The following is a 23,086-nucleotide window of genomic DNA, read 5'->3' as shown; positions in this document are numbered from 1 at the left end:
TGCGCTGATTGTGCCTTGGCCGCCCGCCACCGCCGTGCAGGCGGCATCCGGGCATTTCCCATCCCCGCCCTTCATGACTGCCACCGCTGCGCTGCCCGCGCCCAAGCTCAGCCCTTTCGTTGCCCAGCCACTGGCCTGGTTGCTGGCACTGACCGTGGCCCATGTGCTGGTGCGCGTGGCGCTTTCGCCTGCGCTGAAGTGGGACGAGGCCGAGCAGATGCTGTGGTCGCAGCAGCTCAGCCTGGGCTACGGCGCGCAACCGCCGCTGTACACCTGGCTGCAATGGGGCGTGAACCAGGTTTTTGGCCCCAGCGTGCTGGCGCTGTCGTTGCTCAAACATTCGTTGCTGGCGCTGGCGTACATGCTGATGTGGCTGGCCGCGCGTGAACTGTTGGGGCCGCGCAGCGCCTGGTGGGTGGCCGCCAGCTTGATGCTGCTGCCGCCGCTGGGCTGGTATTCCATCCGCGATCAGACCCACACCATTTTGGTGGCCGCCATGACCTGCGCCGCCTGGTGGCTGCTGTTGCGCAGCGTGCGCCGCCCCGGCCCGGCCAACTTTGCCTGGCTGGGGCTGGTGTGCGCGCTGGGCCTGCTGGCGAAATACAGTTTTGCACTGGTGATTGCGGCCATGCTGCTGGCGGCGCTGTCGGTGCCCACCGTGCGGCGCGCGCTGTTCGCGCCCGGCTGGTGGTGGGCGCTGGTGGTGGGCACGCTGGTGGTGCTGCCGCATGGGCTGTGGCTGCTGGCCCACCTGGGCGAAGCCACCTCGGGCACGCTGAGCAAGATGCAAATCCAGCCCCAAGCTCAGTATGGCAAGGGCTTGCTCAGCTTGCTGGACATGGTGGCGGGCATGTTGGGGCTGTGGGCGCTGATCGCCTGGCTGTCGTTTGGCAAAGCCTGGTGGCGCAAGCCCGTCACACCCGCCGCGCCCTGGGCGCAGCAGGTGTTTGTGCGTTATCTGGTTTTGATGGTGTTGGCCTTGGTGGGCATGGTGTTGTTTGCGGGGGTCACCAATTTCAAAGGCCGCTGGGCGGTACCGCTGCTGTGCGTGGTGCCGCTGGCGGCGTTTGCGGCGCGGCCCGAACTGGCGCAGCACCCCAAGGGCGGGCGCTTTACCGCCATCACGCTGGGGGTGATCGCGCTGATGCTGGTGGCAGGTGGCGTGCGCCCGTGGATCAGCGCGTTGCGCGGCGACGTGGACGAGCTGAACCACCCCGCCGCTGCTTTGGGCACGGCTTTGCAACAAGCGGGCGTGCAAGCGCCGCTGACCATCGTCGGGGCCGACCACATGATTGCGGGCACCCTGCGCACGCGCTTTACCCAAGCGCATGTGGTTGCCTGCGGTTTTCCTGAAACGGAGGTGGGCGTTTGCTTGGCTGAACAAGTGCGGCAAGCCGAAGCCGCCGGACGCGGCTGGCTGGTTCTGTCGCGTGATGATCGGGGCGACCCCCGTTGGTGGGACATGGCTGCAAAAGCCGTGCCCGACATGGCGGTGCACACGATCCAGTTGCCGTTTCGCATGGTGCGTGAGGGTGTGCCGCCCGCCACCTACCGCTACAGTTGGCATCCTTCGCCCCAATCAACCGCACCTCAATCAACTGCACCCCAATCGGCTTCATCCACGCCCGCGTCATGAACACTGTTTTGGTCACCGGCTGCGCCGGCTTCATTGGCATGCACTGCGCCGAGCGCCTGTTGACGCAGGGCGTGCAAGTGGTGGGTGTGGACAACCTGAACGCTTATTACGACGTGGCCCTGAAACAAGCCCGACTGGCGCGCTTGCAGGTGCAGCCGGGTTTTCGATTCAAGCGGCTGGACGTGGCCGATGGCGTGGCGCTGGAGCGCCTGTTCAGCCAAACACGGCCCACGCGCGTGCTGCATCTGGCCGCACAGGCCGGGGTGCGCTACTCGATTGAGCAGCCGGGCGACTACACGCAATCCAACCTGCTGGGCTTTGCCAACGTGTTGCAAAGCTGCCGCACGCACCAAGTCCGGCACCTGGTGTTTGCCAGCAGCTCCAGCGTATACGGCGGCAATGCCAAATTGCCTTATACCGAGGCCGATGCGGTCGACCACCCCATCAGCTACTACGCCGCCACCAAAAAAGCCAATGAAGTCATGGCGCACAGCTATGCGCATCTCTACCGGTTGCCCTGCACTGGCCTGCGTTTTTTCACCGTGTATGGCCCCTGGGGGCGGCCCGACATGGCCTTGTTCAAGTTCACCCGCGCCATCCTGGCGGGCGAAGCCATCGATGTGTATGGCCATGGCCAGATGGTGCGCGACTTCACCTACATCGACGACATTGTCGAAGGCGTGCTGCGCGTGCTGGATAAACCCGCCACGCCCGATGCGGCCTACGACGCGCTGGCACCCAACCCCGGCACCAGCAGCGCGCCGCACCGCATTTTCAACATCGGTAACAGCCGCCCCACGGTGCTGATGGATTACATCGCCGCGCTGGAATCGGCGCTGGGCATCAGCGCCCAAAAACGCCTGTTGCCGGTGCAGCCGGGCGACGTGCAGGCCACCGCCGCCGACACGTCGGCGCTGGCGCAATGGGTGGGTTTTGTGCCTTCAACTTCAGTGCGTGAGGGCGTGGCGCGCTTCGTGCGCTGGTATCAGGAGTTTTACAAACCATGAAAGTCACGGTTTTTGGCACCGGCTATGTCGGTCTGGTGCAAGGCGCGGTACTGGCCGATGTGGGCCACGACGTGGTGTGCGTGGATGTCGATGCAGACAAAGTGGCAGCGCTGCAAGCGGGCCGCATTCCCATCCACGAACCCGGCCTGACGCCGCTGGTGGCGCACAACCAGGCGGCCGGGCGCTTGCGCTTTACCACCGATGCCGCCGACGGCGTGGCCCACGGCGATCTGGTTTTTCTGGCTGTGGGCACCCCGCCCGACGAAGACGGCAGCGCTGACTTGCAGCACGTGCTGGCCGTGGCGCGCACCATCGCCACACACATGGCCGCACCCAAGGTCATCGTCAACAAATCCACCGTGCCGGTGGGCACCGCAGACAAGGTGGCCGATGTGGTGCGCGCGGTGCTGGCCGGGCGGCAGATCGATCTGTCGTTTGACGTGGTGTCCAACCCCGAATTTTTGAAGGAAGGCGCGGCGGTGGACGACTGCAAGCGCCCCGACCGCATCGTCATCGGCACCGCCAGCACCAACGCCGAGCGCCAGCTGCGCGAGCTGTACGCGCCCTTCAACCGCAACCACGACAAGATCGTGGTGATGGACGTCAAGAGCGCCGAGCTGACCAAGTACGCTGCCAACGCCATGCTGGCCACCAAGATCAGCTTCATCAATGAAATCGCGGGCCTGGCCGAACGCCTGGGTGCCGACATCGAGGCGGTGCGCCGCGGCATCGGCAGTGACCCGCGCATTGGCTACCACTTCATCTACCCCGGCGTGGGTTATGGCGGCAGTTGTTTTCCCAAAGATGTGAAGGCGCTGATCCACACCGCCCGGCAAACCGGCTTCACGCCCGATGTGCTGCTGGCGGTGGAGCAGCGCAACGACGCCCAGCGCCGCGTGCTGGCCGAGCGCATCACGACGCACTATGGCGGCAGCCTGCAAGGCAAAACCATCGCCGTCTGGGGGCTGGCTTTCAAGCCCGAAACCGACGACATGCGCGAAGCCCCCAGCCGCGCCCTGCTGCACGCGCTGTGGAACGCAGGCGCGCGGGCGCAGGCACACGATCCGGTGGCCATGGACGAGGCACGCCGCATTTTTGGCGAGCGTGACGATCTGACGTTGTGCGCCACGCCCACCGAGGCGCTGCAAGGCGCTGACTGCCTGGCCATCGTCACCGAATGGAAAACCTTCCGCGTGCCGGATTTCGATGAGATAGCGCGTTTGCTGAAAGACCGGCTGGTGTTCGACGGCCGCAATCTGTACGACCCCGCCGTGGTGGCGCGTCATGGGCTGATCTATCACTCCATCGGCCGACCGGCTGCATACCCTGACGCTGGCTAAAGCCAAAGCGCTCCACCATGCCCCAGTTCGCCGCCAATCTGAGCATGATGTATGCGGATGTGCCGTTTCTCGACCGCTTTGAGGCCGCCGCGCGGGATGGCTTCACGGCAGTGGAGTACCTGTTCCCCTACGCCTGGCCCGTCAAAGAGCTGGCCGCGCGCCTGAAAGGCAACGGTTTGCAGCAAGTGCTGTTCAATGCGCCGCCGGGCGGCACGGATGCGGCCAGCATCGACGCCGCCTGGGCAGCAAGCCAGCGCGGCACCGCCTGCGTGCCTGGCCGCGAAGCCACGTTCAAAGCGGGGGTGCAACTGGCGCTGCGCTATGCCGAGGCATTGGAATGCCCCCGCATCCACTGCATGGCGGGTGTGCTGGATGCGGATGGACTGAACGCGGACGTGCTGCGCACACAGGCCCACACCACCTATGTCCACAACCTGCACTGGGCTGTGCAACAGGCGGCATCGCAAGGCAAACAGGTGCTGATCGAGCCGATCAACACGCGTGACATGCCGGGTTTTTTCCTCAAGCAGCAGAGCCAGGCCCATGCCATCGTGCAAGCTGTGGGCAGTGAGGCCCTGAAGGTGCAAATGGATCTGTACCACTGCCAGATCGTCGAGGGCGACGTGGCGACCAAGCTGCGCCAATACCTGCCCACTGGCCGTGTCGGCCACATCCAGATCGCCGGTGTGCCCGAACGGCACGAACCCGATGTGGGCGAGCTGAATTACACCTACTTGCTTGACGTGATCGATGAGGTAGCCACGCAATGCGGCTGGCCAGGCTGGGTGGGCTGCGAATACCGGCCCCGCCACGGCAGCGAGCCGGGTGGCACTTCACGCGGCCTGGGCTGGCTGAGGCGGCACCTTGCAACGCGCGAAACACTGACCCCATGAACCCGTCCGACGCATTTTTAAAACCACCGCCTGCCACGCGCCGCACCGTGCTGCGCGGCGGCGGGTGGTGGCTGGTCGGCGTGGCTGCCGCGCCCGCACTGTGTGGCTGCGCCCAACCGGCGTGGGCGCAAACCCCCGGCGCACGCAGCATCACCTTGGGCGCGCAGCAACTCAACGCCGAGCTGGCGCGACGCTTTCCGCTGACCCGCCGCCTGTCGGGCCTGCTGGATTTGAGCCTGCGCAACCCCAGCGTGCGCCTGCTGCCCGAACGCAACGGCCTGGGCACGCACCTCGGTCTGACCGTGACCGAGCTGCTGCTGGGCACCCGCTACGACGGCCAGATGGATCTGGACTACGGCCTGCGTTTTGACACCGCCACGCGCGCCATCCAGTTGCAGGGCGTGCGTGTCAACAGCGTGGACTTCGCCAGCGTACCCCCGGCCTACCGCAGCGAATTTGCCCGCCACGCGCCGCGCGTGGCCGAGCAACTGCTGGAAGGGCTGACGCTGTACGAAGTGCCGAAAGACCAGTTGCAAATACTCAACGGCCTGGGTTTTGCCGTCGGCGCACTGCAAGTGACCGCGCAGGGCTTGCGCATCGAGCTGCTGCCGTCGCTGGGCGCGTCCTGAGGGCGTGTTCAACGTCTCGGCGCGGGCGTGTGGGCGCGGCCTCGGGCGGTCTGCTGCTTCGCACCTGATGGCGAAGTCCTATCACCTCTGAAAAGACAGATCGCGGGCGGCGCCCATTTGCCTTGCCACCAGTGAGGGCTTGTATCCGGCTTTGAGATGCGCCGCACGGCGCATGGCTATATTGCCGCCTGCGCGCATTCAAGCCGCGTGTGCATGCGTGTCAATTCACACATGGCCACATATGTTGCGTGGCGATAGTCACTATTTTTATCGCTACTTTATTTATAGCTCAATCAGCTTATTTGGTAAGCGTTAAATGTCATTTTAGCTTGAGAAATATTGCCTCCAGGCTACCCGCTATTGCGCCATCTTGCCTATCGCGGTTTAAGCAAATACCAATGGCGCAACGGGTGGTTAACACGTATAAAACCTTCATGTACGAGGGCAGTAAAGGCTTACACCCCATATGAACACACCCATTCAAAAAGACTGGGGGACTGGCTCCGCGCCAAGCCCTATGCAGGGCCCCGGATTGGACCCCGCGCGTGCGCTGGCGCAGATCAGCACCCAGTGGGACGGCGACATCGTGCGTCAACTCAGCGACTACATCCGTATCCCGGCCAAGTCGCCCGGCTTTGATGCCGACTGGGCGCAGCACGGTTTTATCGATGCCGCCGTGCGGCACGCCGCCCAGTGGGTCGAGGCGCAAAAAGTGCCCGACCTGCAACTGGAAGTGGTGCGCCTGCCTGGACGTACACCGGTGATTTTTTTCGAGATCGCGGCCACCCGCTCTGGCGGCAGCGGCCAGACCGTGGTGATGTACGGCCACCTGGACAAGCAGCCAGAATTTGACGGCTGGCGCGCCGATCTCGGCCCCTGGACGCCCAAGTACGAAGACGGCAAGCTGTATGGCCGCGGTGGTGCCGATGACGGCTATGCGGTGTACGCCGCCATCGCTGCGGTGCAGGCGCTGAAAAGCCAGAGCGTGCCGCACCCGCGTATCGTTGGCCTGATCGAAACCAGCGAAGAAAGCGGCTCGCCCGATTTGTTGCCCTACATCGACGCGCTGCGCTCCCGTCTGGGCGATGTGGGTCTGGTGGTGTGTCTGGATTCAGGTGCGGGCAACTACGACCAGTTGTGGCTCACCACCAGCTTGCGCGGCATGGTCAGCGGCAACCTGAAGGTCGAGGTGCTGACTGAAGGCGTGCACTCGGGCGACGCCTCTGGCCTGGTGCCCAGCAGCTTTCGCATCCTGCGGCAGGTGCTCGACCGGTTGGAAGACAGCGCCACCGGTCATCTGCTGCCCGCCAGCTTTCATTGCGACATTCCGCCTGAGCGGCTGGCGCAGGCCAAGGCCACGGCGGACATTCTGGGCGATGACTTGTTCAAGCGCTTTCCGTGGGTGCACCATGACTGCGGCGGGCGCGAGCAATCGGTGCTGCCCATGTCGGACGATCCGGTGGAGGCTTTGCTGGCCCGCACCTGGCGGCCCACCCTCAGCGTCACGGGAGCTGAGGGTTTGCCGTCGCTGAAAGATGCGGGCAATGTGCTGCGGCCCTTCACCACCTTCAAACTCAGCCTGCGCCTGCCGCCGCTGGTCGATGGTGCGCAGGCCGCGCAGCAGCTCAAACAACTGCTGGAAGACAACGCGCCGTACCAGGCCCGCGTCACCTTTGAAAGCCACGGCGGGGCCACGGGCTGGAATGCACCATCGTCCGCGCCCTGGTTTGCGCAGGCGCTGGATGCAGCGTCGCAAGCGCACTTTGGCGCGCCTTGCGGCCACATCGGCCAGGGCGGCACCATCCCGTTGATGAGCCAGTTGTCGGCGGGTTTTCCGTCCGCGCAAATGATGGTGTGCGGCGTGCTCGGCCCGCGCAGCAACGCGCATGGCCCCAACGAGTTTTTGCACGTGCCGTACGCCAAGCGCCTGACCGCCGCCGTGGCCGAAGTGATCGGACGCATGCCATGAGGCATAAAGCCGCCGTCCCACAGCCCACCGATGTCAACGCCGGCGCGCTGGCCGTGCTGGACTGGCCGGTTCCCGCTGGCGCGCCCACGCGCGGCACCGTACTGCTGGTGCACAGCCTGGGCGAGCACATGGGGCGCTATTTCGATATGGCCCGTCAGTTGAACGGCTGGGGCTTTGCCGTGCGCGGCTTTGACCAGTATGGCCACGGCGCTTCGCCCGGCATACGGGGGGGCTTGCCGGACGACAACCGGCTGTTGGACGACCTGGTGGCCGTGATCGACGACACGCGTGCCCACATGGACGACCGTATGCCGCTCATTTTGCTGGGCCATTCAGTGGGTGGCTTGCTGGCAGCGCGCCTGGTGTCGCTCAAGCTGCGCCGGGTGGATGCACTGGTGCTGGCGTCGCCCGCGCTGAGTGTCAAACTGAACGCACTGCAAGCCATGCTGGTCAATGGGTTGTACCGCTTCGCCCCGCAAGCGCGCATGGGACACGGGCGCGAGCCTTCTTATCTGTCGCACGACCCGCAATCGGTCGAAGACTATCGGTGCGACCCGCTGGTGCACGACCGCGTCAGCCTGCGGCTGGCACACTTCATCACCAGCGCGGGGCCTGCCGTAATGGCCCAGGCCCGGCAATGGAGCGTGCCCACGCTGCTGCTGTATGCGGGGCAAAACAGCCTGGTCGGCATCAGTGGCAGTGCCGCATTTGCCCGCGCCGCGCCGCGCCGCGTGGTGAATGCCCAGGTGTTTCCCATGCACTACCACGATCTGTTTCACGAGCTGGACAACGCCCCCGTGTTCGACGCTCTGCGCACCTGGCTGTGCCAGCGCTTTGTGGCGCGCACGCTGGACGGCAGCCGCGCCGGGCCTGCCGCGCTAGGCCGCCGCTCGTGGCAGCCTGATGCGGCCATCCCGCGCATGGCGATGGGGCTGACCCCGGCGGTCTGATATTCAGCTGGAAGGCGTGGGCTGCACCAACTGGTTTCGCTGGCGCAGCCACACCAGTGCCGCGCCCAACAGCAGCAAGGGCAGCAGCGAACCCAGCACCAGCCACATCCAGCCCTGCGTGGTCACCAGCGCGCCAGAGGCCAGCGATGTGAGCGCCAGCGTGGCAAACACGCAGGTGTTGATGGCCGCCTGCGCGCGGTCTTTCTCTTCGGGCCGGTAAGTGCTCAGCGCCAATGTGGTACTGGCGGTGAACAGAAAATTCCAGCCCACCCCCAGCAACAGCAGTGCCACCAGAAACTGTGCAAACTCCACCCCCGACAAGGCGACCGCCACACACAACACATTCAGCACCACGCCCGCGCCCATGATGGCCAGCGTGCCAAAGCGCCGGATCAAGTGGCCGGTTACAAAGCCCGGCGCAAACATGCCGATCACGTGCCACTGCAACACCTGCGCCGTGGCCCCAAATTCAAACCCGCACACCTGCATGGCCAGCGGCGTGGCCGCCATCAGCAAGTTCATCACGCCATAGCCCAGTGCCGCGCCCAGCACGGCCACGGCAAACACCGGCTGACGCATGATGGCGCGCATGGGGCGCCCGGCTAATGCGCCGCCTGCGGCCTGCGGCTCAGGCGCTTTGGGAAACTCAACCCCCGCCATCACCACCATCGCCAGCACGGCCACAGCCGCCAGCGCCAGATAAGCGCCCACAAAAGGCACGGGCAGCAGCGCGCGCGTCCACGCTGCCAGATGGGGGCCAACCACCGCGCCCAGCAGGCCACCGGCCAGCACCAGCGACACCGCTTTTTCGCGCCATGCAGGCGCGCTCAGGTCTGCCGCAGCAAAGCGGTACAACTGGCCGTTGGCGTTGTAATAACCTGCCACCACGGTGGCCAGCAGCAGCAGGCCAAAGCTTTGCACCCACGCCGCCCAGGCCGCCAGCAAAGCCGATCCCAGCGCCACCAGCAAGCCCAGCTGAAACGATCCCTTGCGCCCCAGCCGCGCCTGCGAACGCGCCACCAGCGGCGTAGCCACCGCGCCGCCCACCACATAGCCCATCACCGGCAGCGTGGCCATCCACCCGAAGGGGGCCAGTTGCAAACCCACCAGACCATTGATGGCGATAAAGGTCACGTTGTTGACCAAAAACAGGCCCTGCGCCAGGGCCAAAAGCCAGAGAGAACGGTTCATGGGCGGTGCGGCAAACAGAAGGCGGGAGGCGGAAGGCGCGTATTTTGGCGAAGTGTGGGCTTGGGGTCGGTGTCACACAGACAGCAAAGCCAGCGCAGCCAAGGGTGCCGTTTCAGCCCGCAACACGCGCGGCCCCAAACTGACCGGCACATAGCCTGCGGTGCGGGCCGCGGCTTCTTCGTGGGCGCTCAAACCGCCTTCGGGGCCAGACAGCAGCGTGACCGGCATGGCCGCTGGCAAAGTCGCCATGGCTTCACGCCACGGCACGGCACCAGCAGCCAGAGACAATACGCTGCGCCATCCATCAGGGGCTTTGGGAGCCTCTATATACTCCTGAAAAGATAGCTGTTTAAGCACGTCTATCAAGCGGTTACGGCCAGATTGTTCGCAAGCCGCTACCGCCACCGCCTGCCAGTGGGCGTGCTTGCGCGTAGCCCGCTCGCCCAACAGGCGCAGGCTGCTGCGCTCGGCCAGCAGCGGTTGCAAGCTGGCGGCCCCCAATTCGGTGGCTTTTTCAAGCAGCCAGTCCATGCGGTCGGCCGCCATCAGGCCCACCGCCAGATGCACGGCGCGTGCGGCTTCTCGCTCCACGGCCTCAGGCGTTTGCACCAGCACCTCGACCTCGCTGCGGCCCATGCGGGCGATGGTGGCCGACCACTGCCCCCCCTCGCCGTTGAACAGCGTGATGCCTTGACCCGGCTGCAAACGCAGCACCTGCACGTGGCGCACGGTACCGGGCGGCAGACTTAGGCGCACACCAGCGGCCAAGGGCAAGGGAACGTGAAATCTGGGCATGACCGCAGTCTAAATCGCAGTGGCCATGGTCAAGGCACGTCGCCATGCAGTCCCTTCAAGCGGGTAGCATGGCACCCATGATTCAAAGACTGGCCCCCGAACCCACCCGCTGCCCATCGTGCAAAACGCCGATGGACATCCACCACGTCGAAGCGCATGGCGGCGTGGGCACGCTGGAGCTGGACTTATGCCACACCTGCCACGGCATCTGGTTTGACGACAACGAAAGCCTGCGCATTGGCCCGCGCGGCGTGATGGAACTGTTTCGCCTGCTGCACGAGCACCGTGACGACCCGCAGGCCGCGCTCGCGCACGACAAAAATTGCCCACGCTGCCGCCGCACGCTGCAAGAAAGCACCGACGTGGTGCGCACGGGCCGCTATTTCACCTACCGCTGCCCGCAGCGACACGGGCGCTTTTCCACCTTTTCGTCCTTCATGATCGAAAAGGGCTTTGTGCGCCAGCTCAGCCCGGTGGAAGTGACCAACCTGGCTGAACGCCTGAAGGTCATCCATTGCAGCAACTGCGGCGCGGCGGTCGATTTGCGGCAACACGCGGCCTGCCCGTACTGTCAATCGGCCTTTTCGCTGCTGGATCCACAGGCGGTGGAACAGGCGCTGGCCCGCTACCACCGGCGCGCCCTGCGCGTCAAAGACCCCCAGCCCGCTTCGCCATCCTCACCCGATTTGGCCGACGCCCTGATCGCCCTCGAACGCGACCGTGCGCGCGCCCAACGCGAGCAGCAAAAAGAGCGCTGGTCGCAAAAGCCTGCCTCGCCCATGACCACTTCGGTGGACGACTTGTGGTCAGCAGGGCTGGAGATGGTGTGGAATTTTTTAAGCCGGTAGCGCCATGTTTGCTGAGCGCAAGCCAAGCCTTAAATTGAAGAGAGCTTGTTGCCGAGAGACATAAGTGCCAAATCGACCTCTGACGTCGGTATAAAAATCGGGAACAGCTATGAAATCAGGAGTTCATATAGCCACCCTACCGGGCTAGAAGCTATTTTGAATAGCAAAAGGCAAGACTTGACCCAATACTGTTCAGTTTATAGCCACAAAACCGTTTAAATCAATGACTTGCAGGATGGTCGCTTCGTAAGAATTGGCTCTAACCGAACAGTATTGAGACTTGACCCCGTCTCTAGGCGGGGGGACAGGCCATCGATCAGGCCGCCCAAGTGGTCAAAGTCGATGTGACGGGCGATGAGTTCCAGAGGATCGCCCAGCACATCGATCTTGCGCTTGTGCGCGTCGTCAGTGAATAGGTCAAACTTCTGGGCGCTGCGCCGTTGGCGCATGATGCAGGGATCAGTATTTCAAGGGGGTCTCGGTTGGAGACTGGGGGTTTTAGAGGTTCCCCTTTGTGCAGGTTCCGCAAAATTACAGAATGTCATAGCGTCTGATAATGAGAACCAATACATATTATATTGGAAGAAATATACTACTTTTATATGATGGCTATTTGCCTTACGTTACTGAGGCTTGACACGCCTCCTGTTGATCCGGCACGGTGATGAGTCAAGTCCCGTTCGGGCTGAGTCTGTCGAAGCCCTTCGACAGGCTCAGCCCGAACGGTCAAAACATTTCCTTGCCGGATCAATAATGTCTAGGCCTCACTAGATGTGCTTGAATTGTTCAATCAGATACCAAGAGGTACGCCATGCCTGCACGCCGTTCGTTTTGTCTGACTATCGCTGCTCTGGCCGCACCGTGGTGGGCCGCAGGCGCTGCCCACGCGCAGGGCACCATCAAGATTGGCGAGCTGAACAGCTACAAGGCGCAGCCCGCGTTTTTAGGGCCGTACAAAAAAGGCATGGAACTGGCCGTGGCCCAGGCGAACGCGGCAGGCGGCGTGAACGGCAAGCAGGTGGTGCTGATCACGCGCGACGACAACGCCAACCCGGGCGACGCGGTGCGCATGGCCGAAGAACTGGTCACCCGCGAGCGGGTGGACGTGCTGGCCGGCACTTTTTTGTCGCACACCGGCATGGCCGTGGCCGACTTTGCCAAGCAAAAGAAAGTGTTCTTTCTGGCCGGTGAGCCGCTGACAGACAAACTGACCTGGCAAGGCGGCAACGCCACCACCTTCCGCCTGCGCCCCGGCACCTACATGCAGTCGGCCATGCTGGTGGCCGAGGCGGCCAAGCTGAACAAAAAGCGCTGGGCCGTCGTCTACCCCAATTACGAGTACGGCCAATCGGCCGTGGCGGCGTTCAAGCGCCTGCTCAAAGCCGCCCAGCCGGACGTGGAATTTGTGGCCGAGCAAGCCCCGCCGCTGGGCCGCGTGGACGCGGGCAGCGTGGTGCAGGCACTGGCCGACGCCAAGCCCGATGCCATCTTTAACGCGCTGTTCAGCGCCGATCTGTCCAAGTTCGTGCGTGAAGGCAACACGCGGGGACTGTTCAAAGGCCGCACCGTGGTCAGCCTGCTGACCGGCGAGCCGGAATACCTGGACCCGCTGCGCAGCGAAACGCCCGAGGGCTGGATCGTCACCGGCTACCCCTGGTACGGCATCAAAACGCCCGAACACCAGGCGTTTTTGGATGCGTACCAGGCGCGCTTCAAAGACTATCCGCGCGCCGGCTCGGTGGTGGGCTACAACATGATCGTCTCGGCCATCGCGGGCTTGCGCAAGGCAGGCAGCAGCGACACCGACAAGCTGGTGGCTGCCTTCAAAGGCTTGCAGGTCGACACCCCCTGGGGCCGCATCACCTACCGGCCGCAAGACCACCAATCCACCATGGGCGCGTTCGTGGGCAAAACCAGCCTGAAAGACGGCAAAGGCGTGATGGTGGACTTTGCCTACAAAGACGGAGCCGACTTTCAGCCCACGGACGCCGAGATCCAACAATCGCGCGCAGCGCCCTGAACCAGGTGAAGGTCTGATTTTCAGTATCCAACAGCGTTTAGTTGCGCAACCATGGCCAGAAAGGCCGCTCTTTTCGGACATCATGAGTCGCGCGACGATTGATTGCAACTATTCCGCAATTAGAGTCATTGAATTTCACAAATCGCATGATCTGTCGCAGGATCAGAACTCCCACGATGCTTCGTCATGCCAGACGAGCGAACCAGGAGAACCACGATGACTGATCAGACCCAAAAAACACCTCCAACATGCCCCGTCACCCACCTCACCACTGCCTTTGGCGCGCCAGTGGCCAACAACCGCGACAGCCTCACCGCCGGGCCGCGCGGGCCGTTGTTGGCGCAGGATGTGTGGCTGAACGAGAAGTTGGCCAACTTTGTGCGCGAGGTGATTCCTGAGCGGCGCATGCACGCCAAAGGCTCGGGCGCATTCGGCACCTTCACCGTCACGCACGACATCACCCGCTACACCCGCGCCAAGCTCTTCAGCCAGGTCGGCAAGCAAACCGAGATGTTCGCCCGCTTCACCACCGTGGCGGGCGAGCGCGGCGCGGCCGACGCCGAGCGCGACATTCGCGGCTTTGCCCTGAAGTTCTACACCGAAGAGGGCAACTGGGACATGGTGGGCAACAACACGCCGGTGTTCTTCATCCGCGACCCGCGCCAGTTCCCCGACCTGAACAAGGCCGTCAAGCGCGACCCGCGCACCAACCTGCGCAGCGCCAGCCACAACTGGGACTACTGGACGCTGCTGCCCGAGGCGCTGCACCAGATCACCGTGGTGATGAGCGAGCGCGGGATTCCCGCCAGCTACCGCCACATGCACGGCTTTGGCTCGCACACCTACAGCTTCTGGAACGCTGATGGCGAGCGCTTCTGGGTCAAGCTGCACTTCAAGACCCAGCAGGGCATCCAAAACCTGACCGACGCCGAAGCCGCCACCTTGATCGGCCAGGACCGCGAAAGCCATCAGCGCGATTTGTACGACGCCATCGCGCGTGGCGACTTCCCCAAGTGGACGATGTACGTGCAGGTCATGCCCGAGCAGGACGCGGGCAAGGTGCCTTACCACCCGTTCGACTTGACCAAGGTCTGGCCGCATGGCGACTATCCGTTGATCCAGGTCGGCGAGTTCGAGCTGAACAAGAATCCCGAGAACTTCTTTGCCGACGTCGAGCAAAGCGCCTTCGCCCCCAGCAACCTGGTGCCCGGCATCGGCGTCAGCCCCGACCGCATGCTGCAGGCGCGCCTGACCAACTACGCCGACGCGCAGCGCTACCGCCTGGGCGTCAACCACCACCAGATCCCCGTCAACCAGGCGCGCTGCCCGGTGCACAGCAACCACCGCGACGGCCAGGGCCGCATGGACGGCAACTACGGTAGCCTGCCGCACTACGAGCCCAACAGCTTCGGCCAGTGGCAGGCGCAGCCCGACTTCGCCGAGCCGCCGCTCAAGATCAACGGCAGTGCCGCCTTCTGGTCGGCCAACCAGGACGACAGCAACTACTTCGAGCAGCCGCGCAAACTGTTCCAGCTGATGACCGACGCGCAAAAGCAGGCGCTGTTCGACAACACCGGCCGCGGCATGGGCGATGCACCTGAATTCGTCAAGCTGCGCCACATCCGCAACTGCCACGCGGCCGATCCGGCCTACGGTGCCGGCGTGGCCAAGGCGCTGGGGATCGACCTGAAAAAGGCCCTGGCCTCGCAAAAGGACGACCCGATGTTCGGCCACCCGCTGGTGGCGTTGCCGGTTTGATGGTCTACGCCGAACAGGCGATCTGCCCGCCCCACAGCCCTTCAGGGTGACCGCACCGTCAGCCACTGCGACAGCATGGCCACGCTGTAGACACTGGCCACGCGCTCGATAAAGCGGGTGAAATCCACGTGCGCCGTATCGTCTGCGCGGTCAGAGATGGTGCGCAGCGCGGCAAAAGGCACGCCGTAGTCGTGGCACACCTGCGCCACGGCGGCCCCTTCCATCTCCACCGCCAGCGTGTCGGGCAATGCCTGGCGCAGGGCATCGCTTTCGGTCTGGCTGGACACGAAGCGGTCACCACTGTCGACCAGCCCTTGATGCAGTTGCGGCGCTGACAAGGCAAATTCAGTCACGGCGTCAGCACCCAACGTGTGGTGCGGCTGCGCCAGCACAGCCTGCGCGGCAGCGGCCAGTTCAGCCGACAGCGCCGCATCGGCTGCGAAGTGCGAACGCCCATACAGTGGCACTTCATGGCGCGGAAACAGCGGCGAGGCGTTCATGTCGTGCTGCACCAGGTGACGCGCCAGCACCACGTCGCCCACACGCACGCCCTGGCCAATGCCGCCCGCCACGCCGGTGAACACCACGCGGCCAACGCCAAAGCGCTCCAGCAAGGCGGTGGTGGTGGTTGCCGCCGCCACCTTGCCCACGCGCGACAGCACGGCCACCACGTCATGGCCATGCCAGTGGCCAACCCAGAAGTCGCGCCCCGCCACACGTTGAATGTGCTCGTCGGGCATGGCCGCCAGCACGGCGGCCAGTTCTTGCCGCAGAGCGCTGACCAAGCCGATGGGGCGGCTCATCAATGACGCAAATTAGTGATTGCTTACTTGTCGCGCAGTTCGCGGCGCAACACCTTGCCCACCGGAGTTTTGGGCAACTCGGTGCGAAATTCGATCACCCTGGGGCGCTTGTAGCCGGTCAGGTTGTCATGGCAAAATGCACGCACGGCGTCTTCGGTCAGGGCGGGGTCTTTTTTGACCACCACCAGTTTGACCGCCTCACCTGTCTTGTCGTCCGGAACACCGACCACCGCCACCTCCAGCACGCCCGGCATGGTGGCCACCACGTCTTCCACTTCGTTGGGATACACGTTGAAGCCGCTGACCAAGACCATGTCTTTCTTGCGATCGACAATGCGGGTAAAGCCGCGCTCGTCCATCACGCCCACGTCGCCCGATTTGAAGTAACCGTCCAGCGTCATGACCTTGGCGGTTTCGTCCGGGCGTTGCCAGTAACCGGCCATGACTTGCGGGCCTTTGATGGCAATTTCACCGGCCTGGCCCAATGGCACCTCGTTGCCATCGTCGTCCAGAATTTTGATGAAGGTGCTGGGCAATGGCAACCCGATGGTGCCGGTGAACGCCTTGGAATCGGTGGGATTGCAGGTGGCCGACGGGCTGGTTTCCGACAGGCCATAACCTTCGCAGATGGGGCAGCCGGTTTTTTCCAGCCACAGCTTGGCCACTGCGGCCTGCACGGCGGTGCCGCCGCCTACCGACACCTTCAGGTTGCGCCAGTTGACGGTGCCGAAATCCGGGTGGTTGGCCAAACCATTGAACAAGGTGTTGACGGCAGGAAAGCTGTGAAAGGTGTGCTTGGACAGCTCTTTGAGCACCGCAGGCAAATCGCGCGGGTTGGGAATCAAGATGACTTTGCCGCCCGTGCGCAGGCCCAGCATCATGTTCACCGTGAAAGCGAAGATGTGGTACAGCGGCAGAACGCACACGCTGGTGGGCTGCTCGCTGACGGGCACGCTTTTCATCACGGGATCGTTCCACGCCTCGGATTGCAGCACGTTGGCCACCAGGTTGCGGTGCAGCAGCACCGCGCCTTTGGAGACACCCGTGGTGCCGCCAGTGTATTGCAGCACGGCCACATCATCCGGGCCGATATCGGGGGTGACGAGTTGCGCACTTTGCCCCTTGGCGATGGCATCGTTGTAACGCACTGCGCCTGGCAGGTTGAATGCGGGCACCAGCTTTTTGACCTTGCGCACCACGTAGTTGACGATCAGCCCTTTCAAAAAGCCGAGTCGATCGCCCATGGACGCCAACACCACATGCTTGACCGGCGTGCTGGCGATGCACTTTTGCAGCGTGGCGGCAAAGTTCTCGATGATGATGATGGCCTTGGCACCTGAGTCTTTAAGCTGGTGCTCCAGCTCGCGCGCGGTGTACAGCGGGTTGACATTCACCACCACCAACCCGGCGCGCAAGATCGCAGCCACCGCCGCAGGGTACTGCGGCACATTGGGCATCATGATGGCCACGCGGTCACCGCGTTGCAGGCCCAGACTTTGCAGGTAAGCGCCCAGCGCGCGGCTTTGCGCATCGGTATCGGCGTAGCTGAAATCCTTGCCCAGAAAGCTGTAGGCCGTACGGCCCGAGTATTGGCGAAAGCTCTGTTCGATCAATGCCACCAGCGAAGAGTAAGCGGACGGATCAATATCGGTCGGCACACTTGCCGGGTAGTGGGGCAGCCAGATGCGCTCGGTCATGTCGTCACTTCTCCATTACAAAGGTACCTACGGTGCGGCACTCTCGGATTGATGCGGCTGGCGCGCCCTGCAACCAGCCATCCAGGCCATTGTGGGTGCGCCTTGGTGCCGCCGGTACTGGCGTTTTCCTGCGGCATGGCCTCAAGCCACAAAAGGTATCTTGAAGAGATACTTTTTGGCGTGCTGCACGCCTGTGGCTCACTCAATGGCCTTGCCAATGTCTTCCACCACCTTTTTGGCATCGCCAAACACCATCATGGTCTTGTCCATGTAGAACAGCTCGTTGTCCAGCCCCGCATAGCCTGCGGCCATGGAGCGTTTGTTCACGATCACGGTCTTGGCCTTGTAAGCTTCCAGAATGGGCATGCCGTAGATGGCGCTGCCTTTTTGCAGTGCGGCGGGGTTCACCACGTCGTTGGCCCCCAGGATGATGGCCACATCGGCCTGGCCGAATTCGCCGTTCACGTCTTCCATCTCGAACACCTGGTCGTAAGGCACCTCGGCCTCGGCCAGCAGCACGTTCATGTGGCCCGGCATGCGACCGGCCACCGGGTGGATGGCGTATTTGACGTCGATGCCCTTGTCGGTGAGCTTTTCGGCCAGCTCTTTCACGGCGTGCTGGGCGCGCGCCACGGCCAAGCCGTAGCCGGGCACGATGACCACGCTGTCAGCGTTGCCGAGCATGAAGGCGGCGTCGTCGGCGCTGCCGCTTTTGACCGGGCGCTGCTCTTGGGCACCCCCGGTCGCGGCCAACGCCTCGCCGCCAAAGCCGCCCAGGATGACGTTGAAGAACGAGCGGTTCATGGCCTTGCACATGATGTAGCTCAAAATCGCCCCCGAGCTGCCCACCAGCGAACCGGCAATGATCAGCATGCTGTTGTTCAGGCTGAAGCCGATACCGGCCGCCGCCCAGCCCGAGTAGCTGTTGAGCATGGACACCACCACCGGCATGTCGGCGCCGCCAATGGGGATGATCAGCGTCACGCCGATGATGAAGCCCAGCAGACAGACCAGCACAAAATCGAACGTGCTTTGCGAATGCCAGAAGCCAAAAATGAAGAAGGCCGCCGCCAGCCCCAGCGCCAGGTTCAGCCAGTGCTGGCCTGCAAACACCACCGGCGCGCCCTGAAACAGGCGAAACTTTGATGTGCCCGACAGCTTGCCCCAGGCGATGACCGAGCCGCTGAACGTCACCGCGCCAATGAAAGCGCCCAGCGCCAGCTCGACCCGGTTGCCACCCGGAATCTGCCCGCCGTGCTCGGTGATGCCAAAGGCCCAAGGCTCGACCGCCGCCGCGCTGGCCATCAGCACCGCGGCCAGACCGATCATGCTGTGGAAAAAGGCCACCAGCTCGGGCATCTTGGTCATCTCGACGGTCTTGGCGCGCCACGCGCCGTAGCCGCCGCCTGCCACCAGGCCCAGCAGCACCCAGCCCAGGCCCAGCCCGGAGCCAGAGAGCTTGACGATCAGCGCTGCCGTGGTGAACACGGCAATCGCCATGCCCACCATGCCAAACAGGTTACCCCGGATTGATGTGGTGGGGTGCGACAAGCCTTTGAGCGCCTGAATGAAGCAAATGCTGGCCACCAGGTACAGCAGCGTGACAAGGTTCATGCTCATGCTGTTTGCTCCTTATTGGGTAGCTGATTGCGCTTTGCCAGCCTGCGCTGGGCGTTCTTTTTTCTTGAACATCTCCAGCATGCGACGGGTAACCAGAAAACCGCCGAAGATGTTCACCGCCGCCAGCGCCACCGCCGCCACGCCCATCAGCTTGGCAAAGCCGCCTTCGGTCAGCCCGGCGGCCAGCATGGCCCCTACGATGACGATGGCGCTGATGGCGTTGGTCACTGCCATCAGCGGCGTGTGCAGCGCGGGCGTGACGTTCCAGACCACGTGGTAGCCGACGTAGATGGCCAGGACAAAAATGATCAGGTTGAACACGATGGGCGAAATGGTTTCCATGGTTTGTCTCCGGTCGCCTGAAAATGAAGTGAATAAGTATGTGGGGTGCGCGCGTGTAGCGGGGTTTATTGACGGTCGCTGCGCGCAGCAGGAGCCGGTGGACGCGGCGTGACGACCGGCGATGGTGACACTTGCTCGGCCTTGGCAGGCGCAGAGGCCGCAGGTGGGGCCGCTTCTGGCACGGCGGGTGCAGCAACCAGGCTGGGCGCAAACGGGAAAGGCGGCACTTGCAATACCCCGCCATCAGCCGCCCGCGTGGCGGCCGCAAACCGCATCACCCAGGCGATGGCGGGCTGCCCCCCGGTCAAAAAATCAATGTTGTTGCGCGTGGTTGGCTCCATCAGGCGGGTGTCGACCAATACGTGCGACTCCAACGCACCGCCTGCGGCATCGGGCACACGAGTGCTGATCCAGGCGCGCGGGCGCGAAGTCCAGCCGCGACCATCCAGCCACTGGTAAAGCACCGAGTGCTGCTGCTTCAGCCAGCCATCAAAGTCGGCATCCACCCGGGCGCGCAGACAGCCGTTGCCGGGGCGGCCCAATTCAGCGATGTGCAGCTCATTGACTGCCGGACACTCGGCCACCGCGCCCGGCGCTTGTTGCACCACCACAATGGCCAACCAGTGCCCGTCGTCGCGGCGCAAGCCCGCCACGCGAGTGAGCGCGGTCGCGCCATTGACCGGCACAGGTGCGTCACCCGCCAGCCAGGGGGCCTGAAAGTAACCCAATTCCTGCCAAGTGCCCACGCTGGTGGGCGGCACCGAAATCGTCGGCGCTTGCATGGCCAGGCCGCTGGTGCCAGCCACTGCGCTGGCGGACGGTGTGCTGGACGGGCTGGCGCAAGCACCCAGCAGCAGGGCTGCGCCCATACAGACCGCCGTAGCATGCGCACGCCAGCCGCGCGGCGGATGAACAATGAAAGTCAAGGAGCGGGTCATTTGCACAATGGTTATTGACGGGTCACGGCACCGCCTTGCGCCATCAGGCAAGCGGCGACGATATCGTCTTCAAGATCTATTTTGAATGCAGACGGCGGCTCGCCCTTGGCGGCCGGTGGCAGCACCAGCTTCAGAAAATCCAGCACGTTGCGCGCATACAGGCTGCTGGCGTCGGCGGCCACTTGCGAAGCCAGGTTGGTGTCGCCCACGATGGTCACGCCATGCTTGACCACGGTGCGGTCGGCCTCGGTGAGCGGGCAGTTGCCGCCCACGCTGCCGTCAGCGTTGGGCGCGCCCTTGCCTGCGGCCATGTCGATGATGACCGAGCCGGGTTTCATGCTTTGCACCATCTCTTCCGTCATCAGCACCGGTGCGGCGCGGCCCGGAATCAGCGCGGTGGAAATCACCACGTCGGCCTGGGCTACGCGCTTGGCGACTTCGGCCTTTTGCCGGTCAAGCCAGCTTTGCGGCATGGGGCGGGCATAGCCGCCCACGCCTTCGGCGGCTTCTTTTTCCTCCGCCGTTTCGTAAGGCACGTCGATGAACTTGCCGCCCAGCGACTCCACCTGTTCTTTCACGCTGGGGCGCACGTCGCTGGCCTCGATCACCGCGCCCAGGCGCTTGGCCGTGGCAATGGCCTGCAAGCCCGCCACGCCCACGCCCAAAATAACCACGCGCGCGGCTTTCACGGTGCCCGCTGCGGTCATCAGCATGGGAAAGAATTTCTGGTACCGGTCTGCCGCCATGATGACCGCCTTGTAGCCCGCGAGATTGGCCTGACTGGACAGCACGTCCATGCTTTGCGCGCGCGTGGTGCGCGGCGCGGCTTCCAGCGCAAAGGCGGTGACTTGTGCGGCGGCCAGGCGCTCCAGCCCTTCGGCGTTGAACGGCTCCAGCATGCCCACCAGCACGGCACCAGGCTTTATTTGCGCCAGCTCTTGTGGCGCAGGCGGGCGCACTTTCAGCACCATCTCGGCACCCAAAGAGCCTGCGGCGTCGGTGATTTCAGCCCCGGCGGCGCGATAAGCCTCGTCGGCGGCGCTGGCGCGCAGGCCAGCGTCAGCCTGCACGCGCACCGTGTGGCCTTGTCCGACCAGTTTTTTGGCGGTTTCCGGGGTGACGGCAACGCGGGCTTCACCCGCCGCGGTTTCGGCTGGCACGCCAATCAGCATGGTTCATCTCCTCGTACAAAAAGTGGCGGTCTTTGGTTGTGCAGCGCACAAGCCTGAGACGGGTATGGGGGAATGGGTCTTGAGCTTATCAAAGCTTTTCACGCATTGTGCTGTATTTACAGTCATGTGTAACTGCCGTGCGCCTGTGGCCGCCGACACCTGCGCGACGTCCGCGCAACGCCCACCGATAATCGCCCACATGAGCATCACGCGATGGAAACCCAGCGTCACCGTGGCCGCCATCATTGAACGCAATGGGCGTTACCTGCTGGTCGAAGAGCACACCACAGGCGGTCTGCGCCTGAACACCCCCGCAGGCCATCTGGAGCCAGGCGAATCACCCCAGCAAGGCGCGGTGCGCGAGGCGCTGGAAGAAACCGCTTGCGTCTTCAACCCCACCGCACTGTTGGGCGTGTACATGGCCGCATCAGCCGACGCACAGGGCACGCCCACCACCCGGTTGCGCTTTGCTTTTTGCGGCAGCGCCAGCACGCCCGACACAGCGCGCCCACTGGACAAAGGCATTGTGCGCACCCTGTGGCTGACGCCTGCCGACATCGAGGCCAGCCGCCCTCGCCACCGCAGCCCGCTGGTGTGGCGCTGCGTGCAAGACCACCTGCGCGGTCAACGCTTTGGGCTGGACGCCATTTACACCGACCCCACCGTCGGCGTCCATCCCACTGCAAGCGGGTTTTATTGAGCATGCCGCACCACCGCACGCCGGGCGCGGTGCCCGACCACACGCCCGATCTCGCACCCGCGCCCGACCCCATCGTCGCCATCGCCACCGCACCGGGGCGCGGTGCGGTCGGTATCGTGCGCGTGTCTGGCCCCAGCATGGCCGCACTGGCACATGCGCTGTGCGCCCGTCACCTGGCCCCGCGCGTGGCCACCTACGGTCCGTTTTTGGATGCTGATGGTCAGCCCATCGACCACGGTCTGGCGCTGCACTTTCCCGCCCCCCATTCGTACACCGGTGAAGACGTGCTGGAGCTGCAAGCCCACGGCGGCCCGGTGGTGCTGCAACTGCTGCTGGGGCGCTGCCTGCAAGCCGCCGCTGAAGCCAACCCCGCCACCGGCCAGCCCCGCTTGCCGCACCTGCGCCTGGCCCGCCCCGGCGAATTCACCGAGCGCGCCTTTTTGAACGACAAGCTCGATCTGGCCCAGGCCGAAGCCGTGATGGACTTGATCGACGCCAGCACCGAAGCGGCCGCCCGTTCAGCCAGTCGGTCATTAGCCGGGGCTTTTTCGCAAGCCATCCATGCGCTGGTCAATGGCCTGATCCAGTTGCGCATGCTGATCGAGGCTACGCTGGATTTCCCTGAGGAAGAAATCGACGTTTTACGCACACACAACGTGCATGAACAGCTATTGAATTTACAGCAACAACTGCAATCCGTGCAAGCGCGCGCCAAACAGGGCGCACTGCTGCGCGAAGGCATCAAGGTGGTCATTGCAGGGCAGCCCAATGCGGGCAA

At 63.9% G+C, this 23,086-nt stretch carries 20 protein-coding genes and 1 pseudogene; 12 read left to right on the top strand and 9 right to left on the bottom strand.

Annotated elements, in window-relative coordinates; all coding sequences use genetic code 11:
• The first annotated feature begins 73 nt into the window (after nucleotides 1–73).
• The 7 genes from ACK5NW_RS06595 (at nucleotide 74) to ACK5NW_RS06565 (ending at nucleotide 8,424) form a co-directional block, all read left to right on the top strand.
• Nucleotides 74–1,636, top strand: a complete 1,563-nt coding sequence (locus ACK5NW_RS06595) for an ArnT family glycosyltransferase (RefSeq protein WP_416926285.1) — start codon at nucleotides 74–76, stop codon at nucleotides 1,634–1,636.
• Nucleotides 1,633–2,643: an NAD-dependent epimerase gene (locus tag ACK5NW_RS06590; RefSeq protein WP_416926283.1), complete on the top strand. Its 1,011-nt coding sequence runs from the start codon at nucleotides 1,633–1,635 to the stop codon at nucleotides 2,641–2,643. Before ACK5NW_RS06595 ends, ACK5NW_RS06590 begins: the two co-directional genes overlap by 4 nt.
• Nucleotides 2,640–3,983, top strand: coding sequence for a UDP-glucose dehydrogenase family protein (locus tag ACK5NW_RS06585; RefSeq protein ID WP_416926281.1), 1,344 nt, complete (start codon nucleotides 2,640–2,642; stop codon nucleotides 3,981–3,983). The genes ACK5NW_RS06590 and ACK5NW_RS06585 overlap by 4 nt, the downstream gene beginning before the upstream one ends.
• 17 nt (nucleotides 3,984–4,000) lie before the next feature.
• On the top strand, nucleotides 4,001–4,876 hold the full coding sequence (otnI, locus tag ACK5NW_RS06580; protein WP_416926279.1) for a 2-oxo-tetronate isomerase: 876 nt from the start codon (nucleotides 4,001–4,003) through the stop codon (nucleotides 4,874–4,876).
• The gene (locus ACK5NW_RS06575) at nucleotides 4,873–5,505 is read left to right on the top strand and encodes a hypothetical protein (protein WP_416926277.1); all 633 of its coding nucleotides are present in this window, start codon (nucleotides 4,873–4,875) and stop codon (nucleotides 5,503–5,505) included. Before otnI ends, ACK5NW_RS06575 begins: the two co-directional genes overlap by 4 nt.
• Before the next feature lie 517 nt (nucleotides 5,506–6,022).
• Nucleotides 6,023–7,474 (top strand): M20/M25/M40 family metallo-hydrolase, encoded by a 1,452-nt coding sequence (locus ACK5NW_RS06570; protein ID WP_416926275.1) that lies wholly within the window; start codon nucleotides 6,023–6,025, stop codon nucleotides 7,472–7,474.
• Nucleotides 7,471–8,424: a lysophospholipase gene (locus ACK5NW_RS06565; protein WP_416926273.1), complete on the top strand. Its 954-nt coding sequence runs from the start codon at nucleotides 7,471–7,473 to the stop codon at nucleotides 8,422–8,424. Before ACK5NW_RS06570 ends, ACK5NW_RS06565 begins: the two co-directional genes overlap by 4 nt.
• Nucleotides 8,425–8,427: 3 nt before the next feature.
• Here the strand turns inward: ACK5NW_RS06565 and ACK5NW_RS06560 are convergent, their stop codons facing one another.
• Both ACK5NW_RS06560 and ACK5NW_RS06555 read right to left on the bottom strand, forming a co-directional pair.
• Entirely contained in the window at nucleotides 8,428–9,615 is a 1,188-nt protein-coding gene (locus ACK5NW_RS06560; protein ID WP_416926271.1) for an MFS transporter, read from the bottom strand.
• A gap of 72 nt (nucleotides 9,616–9,687) precedes the next feature.
• The gene (locus tag ACK5NW_RS06555) at nucleotides 9,688–10,410 is read right to left on the bottom strand and encodes a 16S rRNA (uracil(1498)-N(3))-methyltransferase (RefSeq protein WP_416926269.1); all 723 of its coding nucleotides are present in this window, start codon (nucleotides 10,408–10,410) and stop codon (nucleotides 9,688–9,690) included.
• A gap of 77 nt (nucleotides 10,411–10,487) precedes the next feature.
• Here ACK5NW_RS06555 and ACK5NW_RS06550 point away from each other — a divergent pair, with 77 nt between their 5' ends.
• Nucleotides 10,488–11,258 (top strand): zf-TFIIB domain-containing protein, encoded by a 771-nt coding sequence (locus ACK5NW_RS06550; RefSeq protein ID WP_416926267.1) that lies wholly within the window; start codon nucleotides 10,488–10,490, stop codon nucleotides 11,256–11,258.
• 296 nt (nucleotides 11,259–11,554) lie between these two features.
• On the opposite strand, the pseudogene ACK5NW_RS06545 reads toward ACK5NW_RS06550, so the two are convergent.
• A pseudogene (locus ACK5NW_RS06545) lies at nucleotides 11,555–11,707 on the bottom strand (IS5/IS1182 family transposase); the annotation flags it as partial.
• 362 nt (nucleotides 11,708–12,069) lie between these two features.
• Here ACK5NW_RS06545 and ACK5NW_RS06540 point away from each other — a divergent pair.
• Together ACK5NW_RS06540 and ACK5NW_RS06535 are read left to right on the top strand one after the other, a co-directional pair.
• Entirely contained in the window at nucleotides 12,070–13,278 is a 1,209-nt protein-coding gene (locus tag ACK5NW_RS06540) for an ABC transporter substrate-binding protein (RefSeq protein WP_416926265.1), read from the top strand.
• 216 nt (nucleotides 13,279–13,494) lie between these two features.
• Nucleotides 13,495–15,036: a catalase gene (locus tag ACK5NW_RS06535; protein ID WP_416926263.1), complete on the top strand. Its 1,542-nt coding sequence runs from the start codon at nucleotides 13,495–13,497 to the stop codon at nucleotides 15,034–15,036.
• A gap of 41 nt (nucleotides 15,037–15,077) precedes the next feature.
• Here the strand turns inward: ACK5NW_RS06535 and ACK5NW_RS06530 are convergent, their stop codons facing one another.
• The 6 genes from ACK5NW_RS06530 to ACK5NW_RS06505 all read right to left on the bottom strand — a co-directional run bounded on the left by ACK5NW_RS06530 (nucleotide 15,078) and on the right by ACK5NW_RS06505 (nucleotide 21,608).
• On the bottom strand, nucleotides 15,078–15,839 hold the full coding sequence (locus ACK5NW_RS06530; RefSeq protein ID WP_416926261.1) for a 5'-methylthioadenosine/adenosylhomocysteine nucleosidase: 762 nt from the start codon (nucleotides 15,837–15,839) through the stop codon (nucleotides 15,078–15,080).
• Between the two features lie 23 nt (nucleotides 15,840–15,862).
• Nucleotides 15,863–17,536, bottom strand: coding sequence for a long-chain-fatty-acid--CoA ligase (locus ACK5NW_RS06525; RefSeq protein WP_416926259.1), 1,674 nt, complete (start codon nucleotides 17,534–17,536; stop codon nucleotides 15,863–15,865).
• A gap of 198 nt (nucleotides 17,537–17,734) precedes the next feature.
• The gene (locus tag ACK5NW_RS06520; RefSeq protein ID WP_416926257.1) at nucleotides 17,735–19,156 is read right to left on the bottom strand and encodes an NAD(P)(+) transhydrogenase (Re/Si-specific) subunit beta; all 1,422 of its coding nucleotides are present in this window, start codon (nucleotides 19,154–19,156) and stop codon (nucleotides 17,735–17,737) included.
• 12 nt (nucleotides 19,157–19,168) lie between these two features.
• Nucleotides 19,169–19,498, bottom strand: a complete 330-nt coding sequence (locus ACK5NW_RS06515) for an NAD(P) transhydrogenase subunit alpha (RefSeq protein WP_416926255.1) — start codon at nucleotides 19,496–19,498, stop codon at nucleotides 19,169–19,171.
• A gap of 65 nt (nucleotides 19,499–19,563) precedes the next feature.
• A complete protein-coding gene (locus ACK5NW_RS06510) occupies nucleotides 19,564–20,424 on the bottom strand; it encodes a hypothetical protein (RefSeq protein ID WP_416926253.1) in 861 nt (286 codons plus the stop codon).
• A 23-nt stretch (nucleotides 20,425–20,447) separates the two neighbouring features.
• Complete coding sequence (locus tag ACK5NW_RS06505) at nucleotides 20,448–21,608, bottom strand: NAD(P) transhydrogenase subunit alpha (protein WP_416926251.1); 1,161 nt, start codon at nucleotides 21,606–21,608, stop codon at nucleotides 20,448–20,450.
• Between the two features lie 199 nt (nucleotides 21,609–21,807).
• Here ACK5NW_RS06505 and ACK5NW_RS06500 point away from each other — a divergent pair, with 199 nt between their 5' ends.
• A complete protein-coding gene (locus ACK5NW_RS06500; protein ID WP_416926249.1) occupies nucleotides 21,808–22,308 on the top strand; it encodes an NUDIX hydrolase in 501 nt (166 codons plus the stop codon).
• A 2-nt stretch (nucleotides 22,309–22,310) separates the two neighbouring features.
• Nucleotides 22,311–23,086 (top strand): tRNA modification GTPase (locus tag ACK5NW_RS06495; RefSeq protein WP_416926303.1); only part of this gene is annotated, 776 nt, incomplete at its 3' end.

Source organism: Ottowia sp. (assembly GCF_047975795.1).
Lineage (GTDB): Bacteria > Pseudomonadota > Gammaproteobacteria > Burkholderiales > Burkholderiaceae_C > Ottowia.
This window is presented reverse-complemented; position numbering and strand designations above follow the sequence as displayed.

Bases quoted from the DNA above. Each gene is read 5' to 3' on its own strand.
- ACK5NW_RS06540 (WP_416926265.1), top strand. From the start codon at position 12,070: ATGCCTGCACGCCGTTCGTTTTGTCTGACTATCGCTGCTCTGGCCGCA.
- ACK5NW_RS06590 (WP_416926283.1), top strand. From the start codon at position 1,633: ATGAACACTGTTTTGGTCACCGGCTGCGCCGGCTTCATTGGCATGCAC.
- ACK5NW_RS06565 (WP_416926273.1), top strand. From the start codon at position 7,471: ATGAGGCATAAAGCCGCCGTCCCACAGCCCACCGATGTCAACGCCGGC.
- ACK5NW_RS06595 (WP_416926285.1), top strand. From the start codon at position 74: ATGACTGCCACCGCTGCGCTGCCCGCGCCCAAGCTCAGCCCTTTCGTT.
- ACK5NW_RS06575 (WP_416926277.1), top strand. From the start codon at position 4,873: ATGAACCCGTCCGACGCATTTTTAAAACCACCGCCTGCCACGCGCCGC.
- ACK5NW_RS06505 (WP_416926251.1), bottom strand. From the start codon at position 21,608: ATGCTGATTGGCGTGCCAGCCGAAACCGCGGCGGGTGAAGCCCGCGTT.
- ACK5NW_RS06500 (WP_416926249.1), top strand. From the start codon at position 21,808: ATGAGCATCACGCGATGGAAACCCAGCGTCACCGTGGCCGCCATCATT.
- ACK5NW_RS06520 (WP_416926257.1), bottom strand. From the start codon at position 19,156: ATGAGCATGAACCTTGTCACGCTGCTGTACCTGGTGGCCAGCATTTGC.
- ACK5NW_RS06585 (WP_416926281.1), top strand. From the start codon at position 2,640: ATGAAAGTCACGGTTTTTGGCACCGGCTATGTCGGTCTGGTGCAAGGC.
- ACK5NW_RS06535 (WP_416926263.1), top strand. From the start codon at position 13,495: ATGACTGATCAGACCCAAAAAACACCTCCAACATGCCCCGTCACCCAC.
- otnI (WP_416926279.1), top strand. From the start codon at position 4,001: ATGCCCCAGTTCGCCGCCAATCTGAGCATGATGTATGCGGATGTGCCG.
- ACK5NW_RS06570 (WP_416926275.1), top strand. From the start codon at position 6,023: ATGCAGGGCCCCGGATTGGACCCCGCGCGTGCGCTGGCGCAGATCAGC.
- ACK5NW_RS06525 (WP_416926259.1), bottom strand. From the start codon at position 17,536: ATGACCGAGCGCATCTGGCTGCCCCACTACCCGGCAAGTGTGCCGACC.
- ACK5NW_RS06530 (WP_416926261.1), bottom strand. From the start codon at position 15,839: ATGAGCCGCCCCATCGGCTTGGTCAGCGCTCTGCGGCAAGAACTGGCC.
- ACK5NW_RS06515 (WP_416926255.1), bottom strand. From the start codon at position 19,498: ATGGAAACCATTTCGCCCATCGTGTTCAACCTGATCATTTTTGTCCTG.
- ACK5NW_RS06550 (WP_416926267.1), top strand. From the start codon at position 10,488: ATGATTCAAAGACTGGCCCCCGAACCCACCCGCTGCCCATCGTGCAAA.
- ACK5NW_RS06560 (WP_416926271.1), bottom strand. From the start codon at position 9,615: ATGAACCGTTCTCTCTGGCTTTTGGCCCTGGCGCAGGGCCTGTTTTTG.
- ACK5NW_RS06555 (WP_416926269.1), bottom strand. From the start codon at position 10,410: ATGCCCAGATTTCACGTTCCCTTGCCCTTGGCCGCTGGTGTGCGCCTA.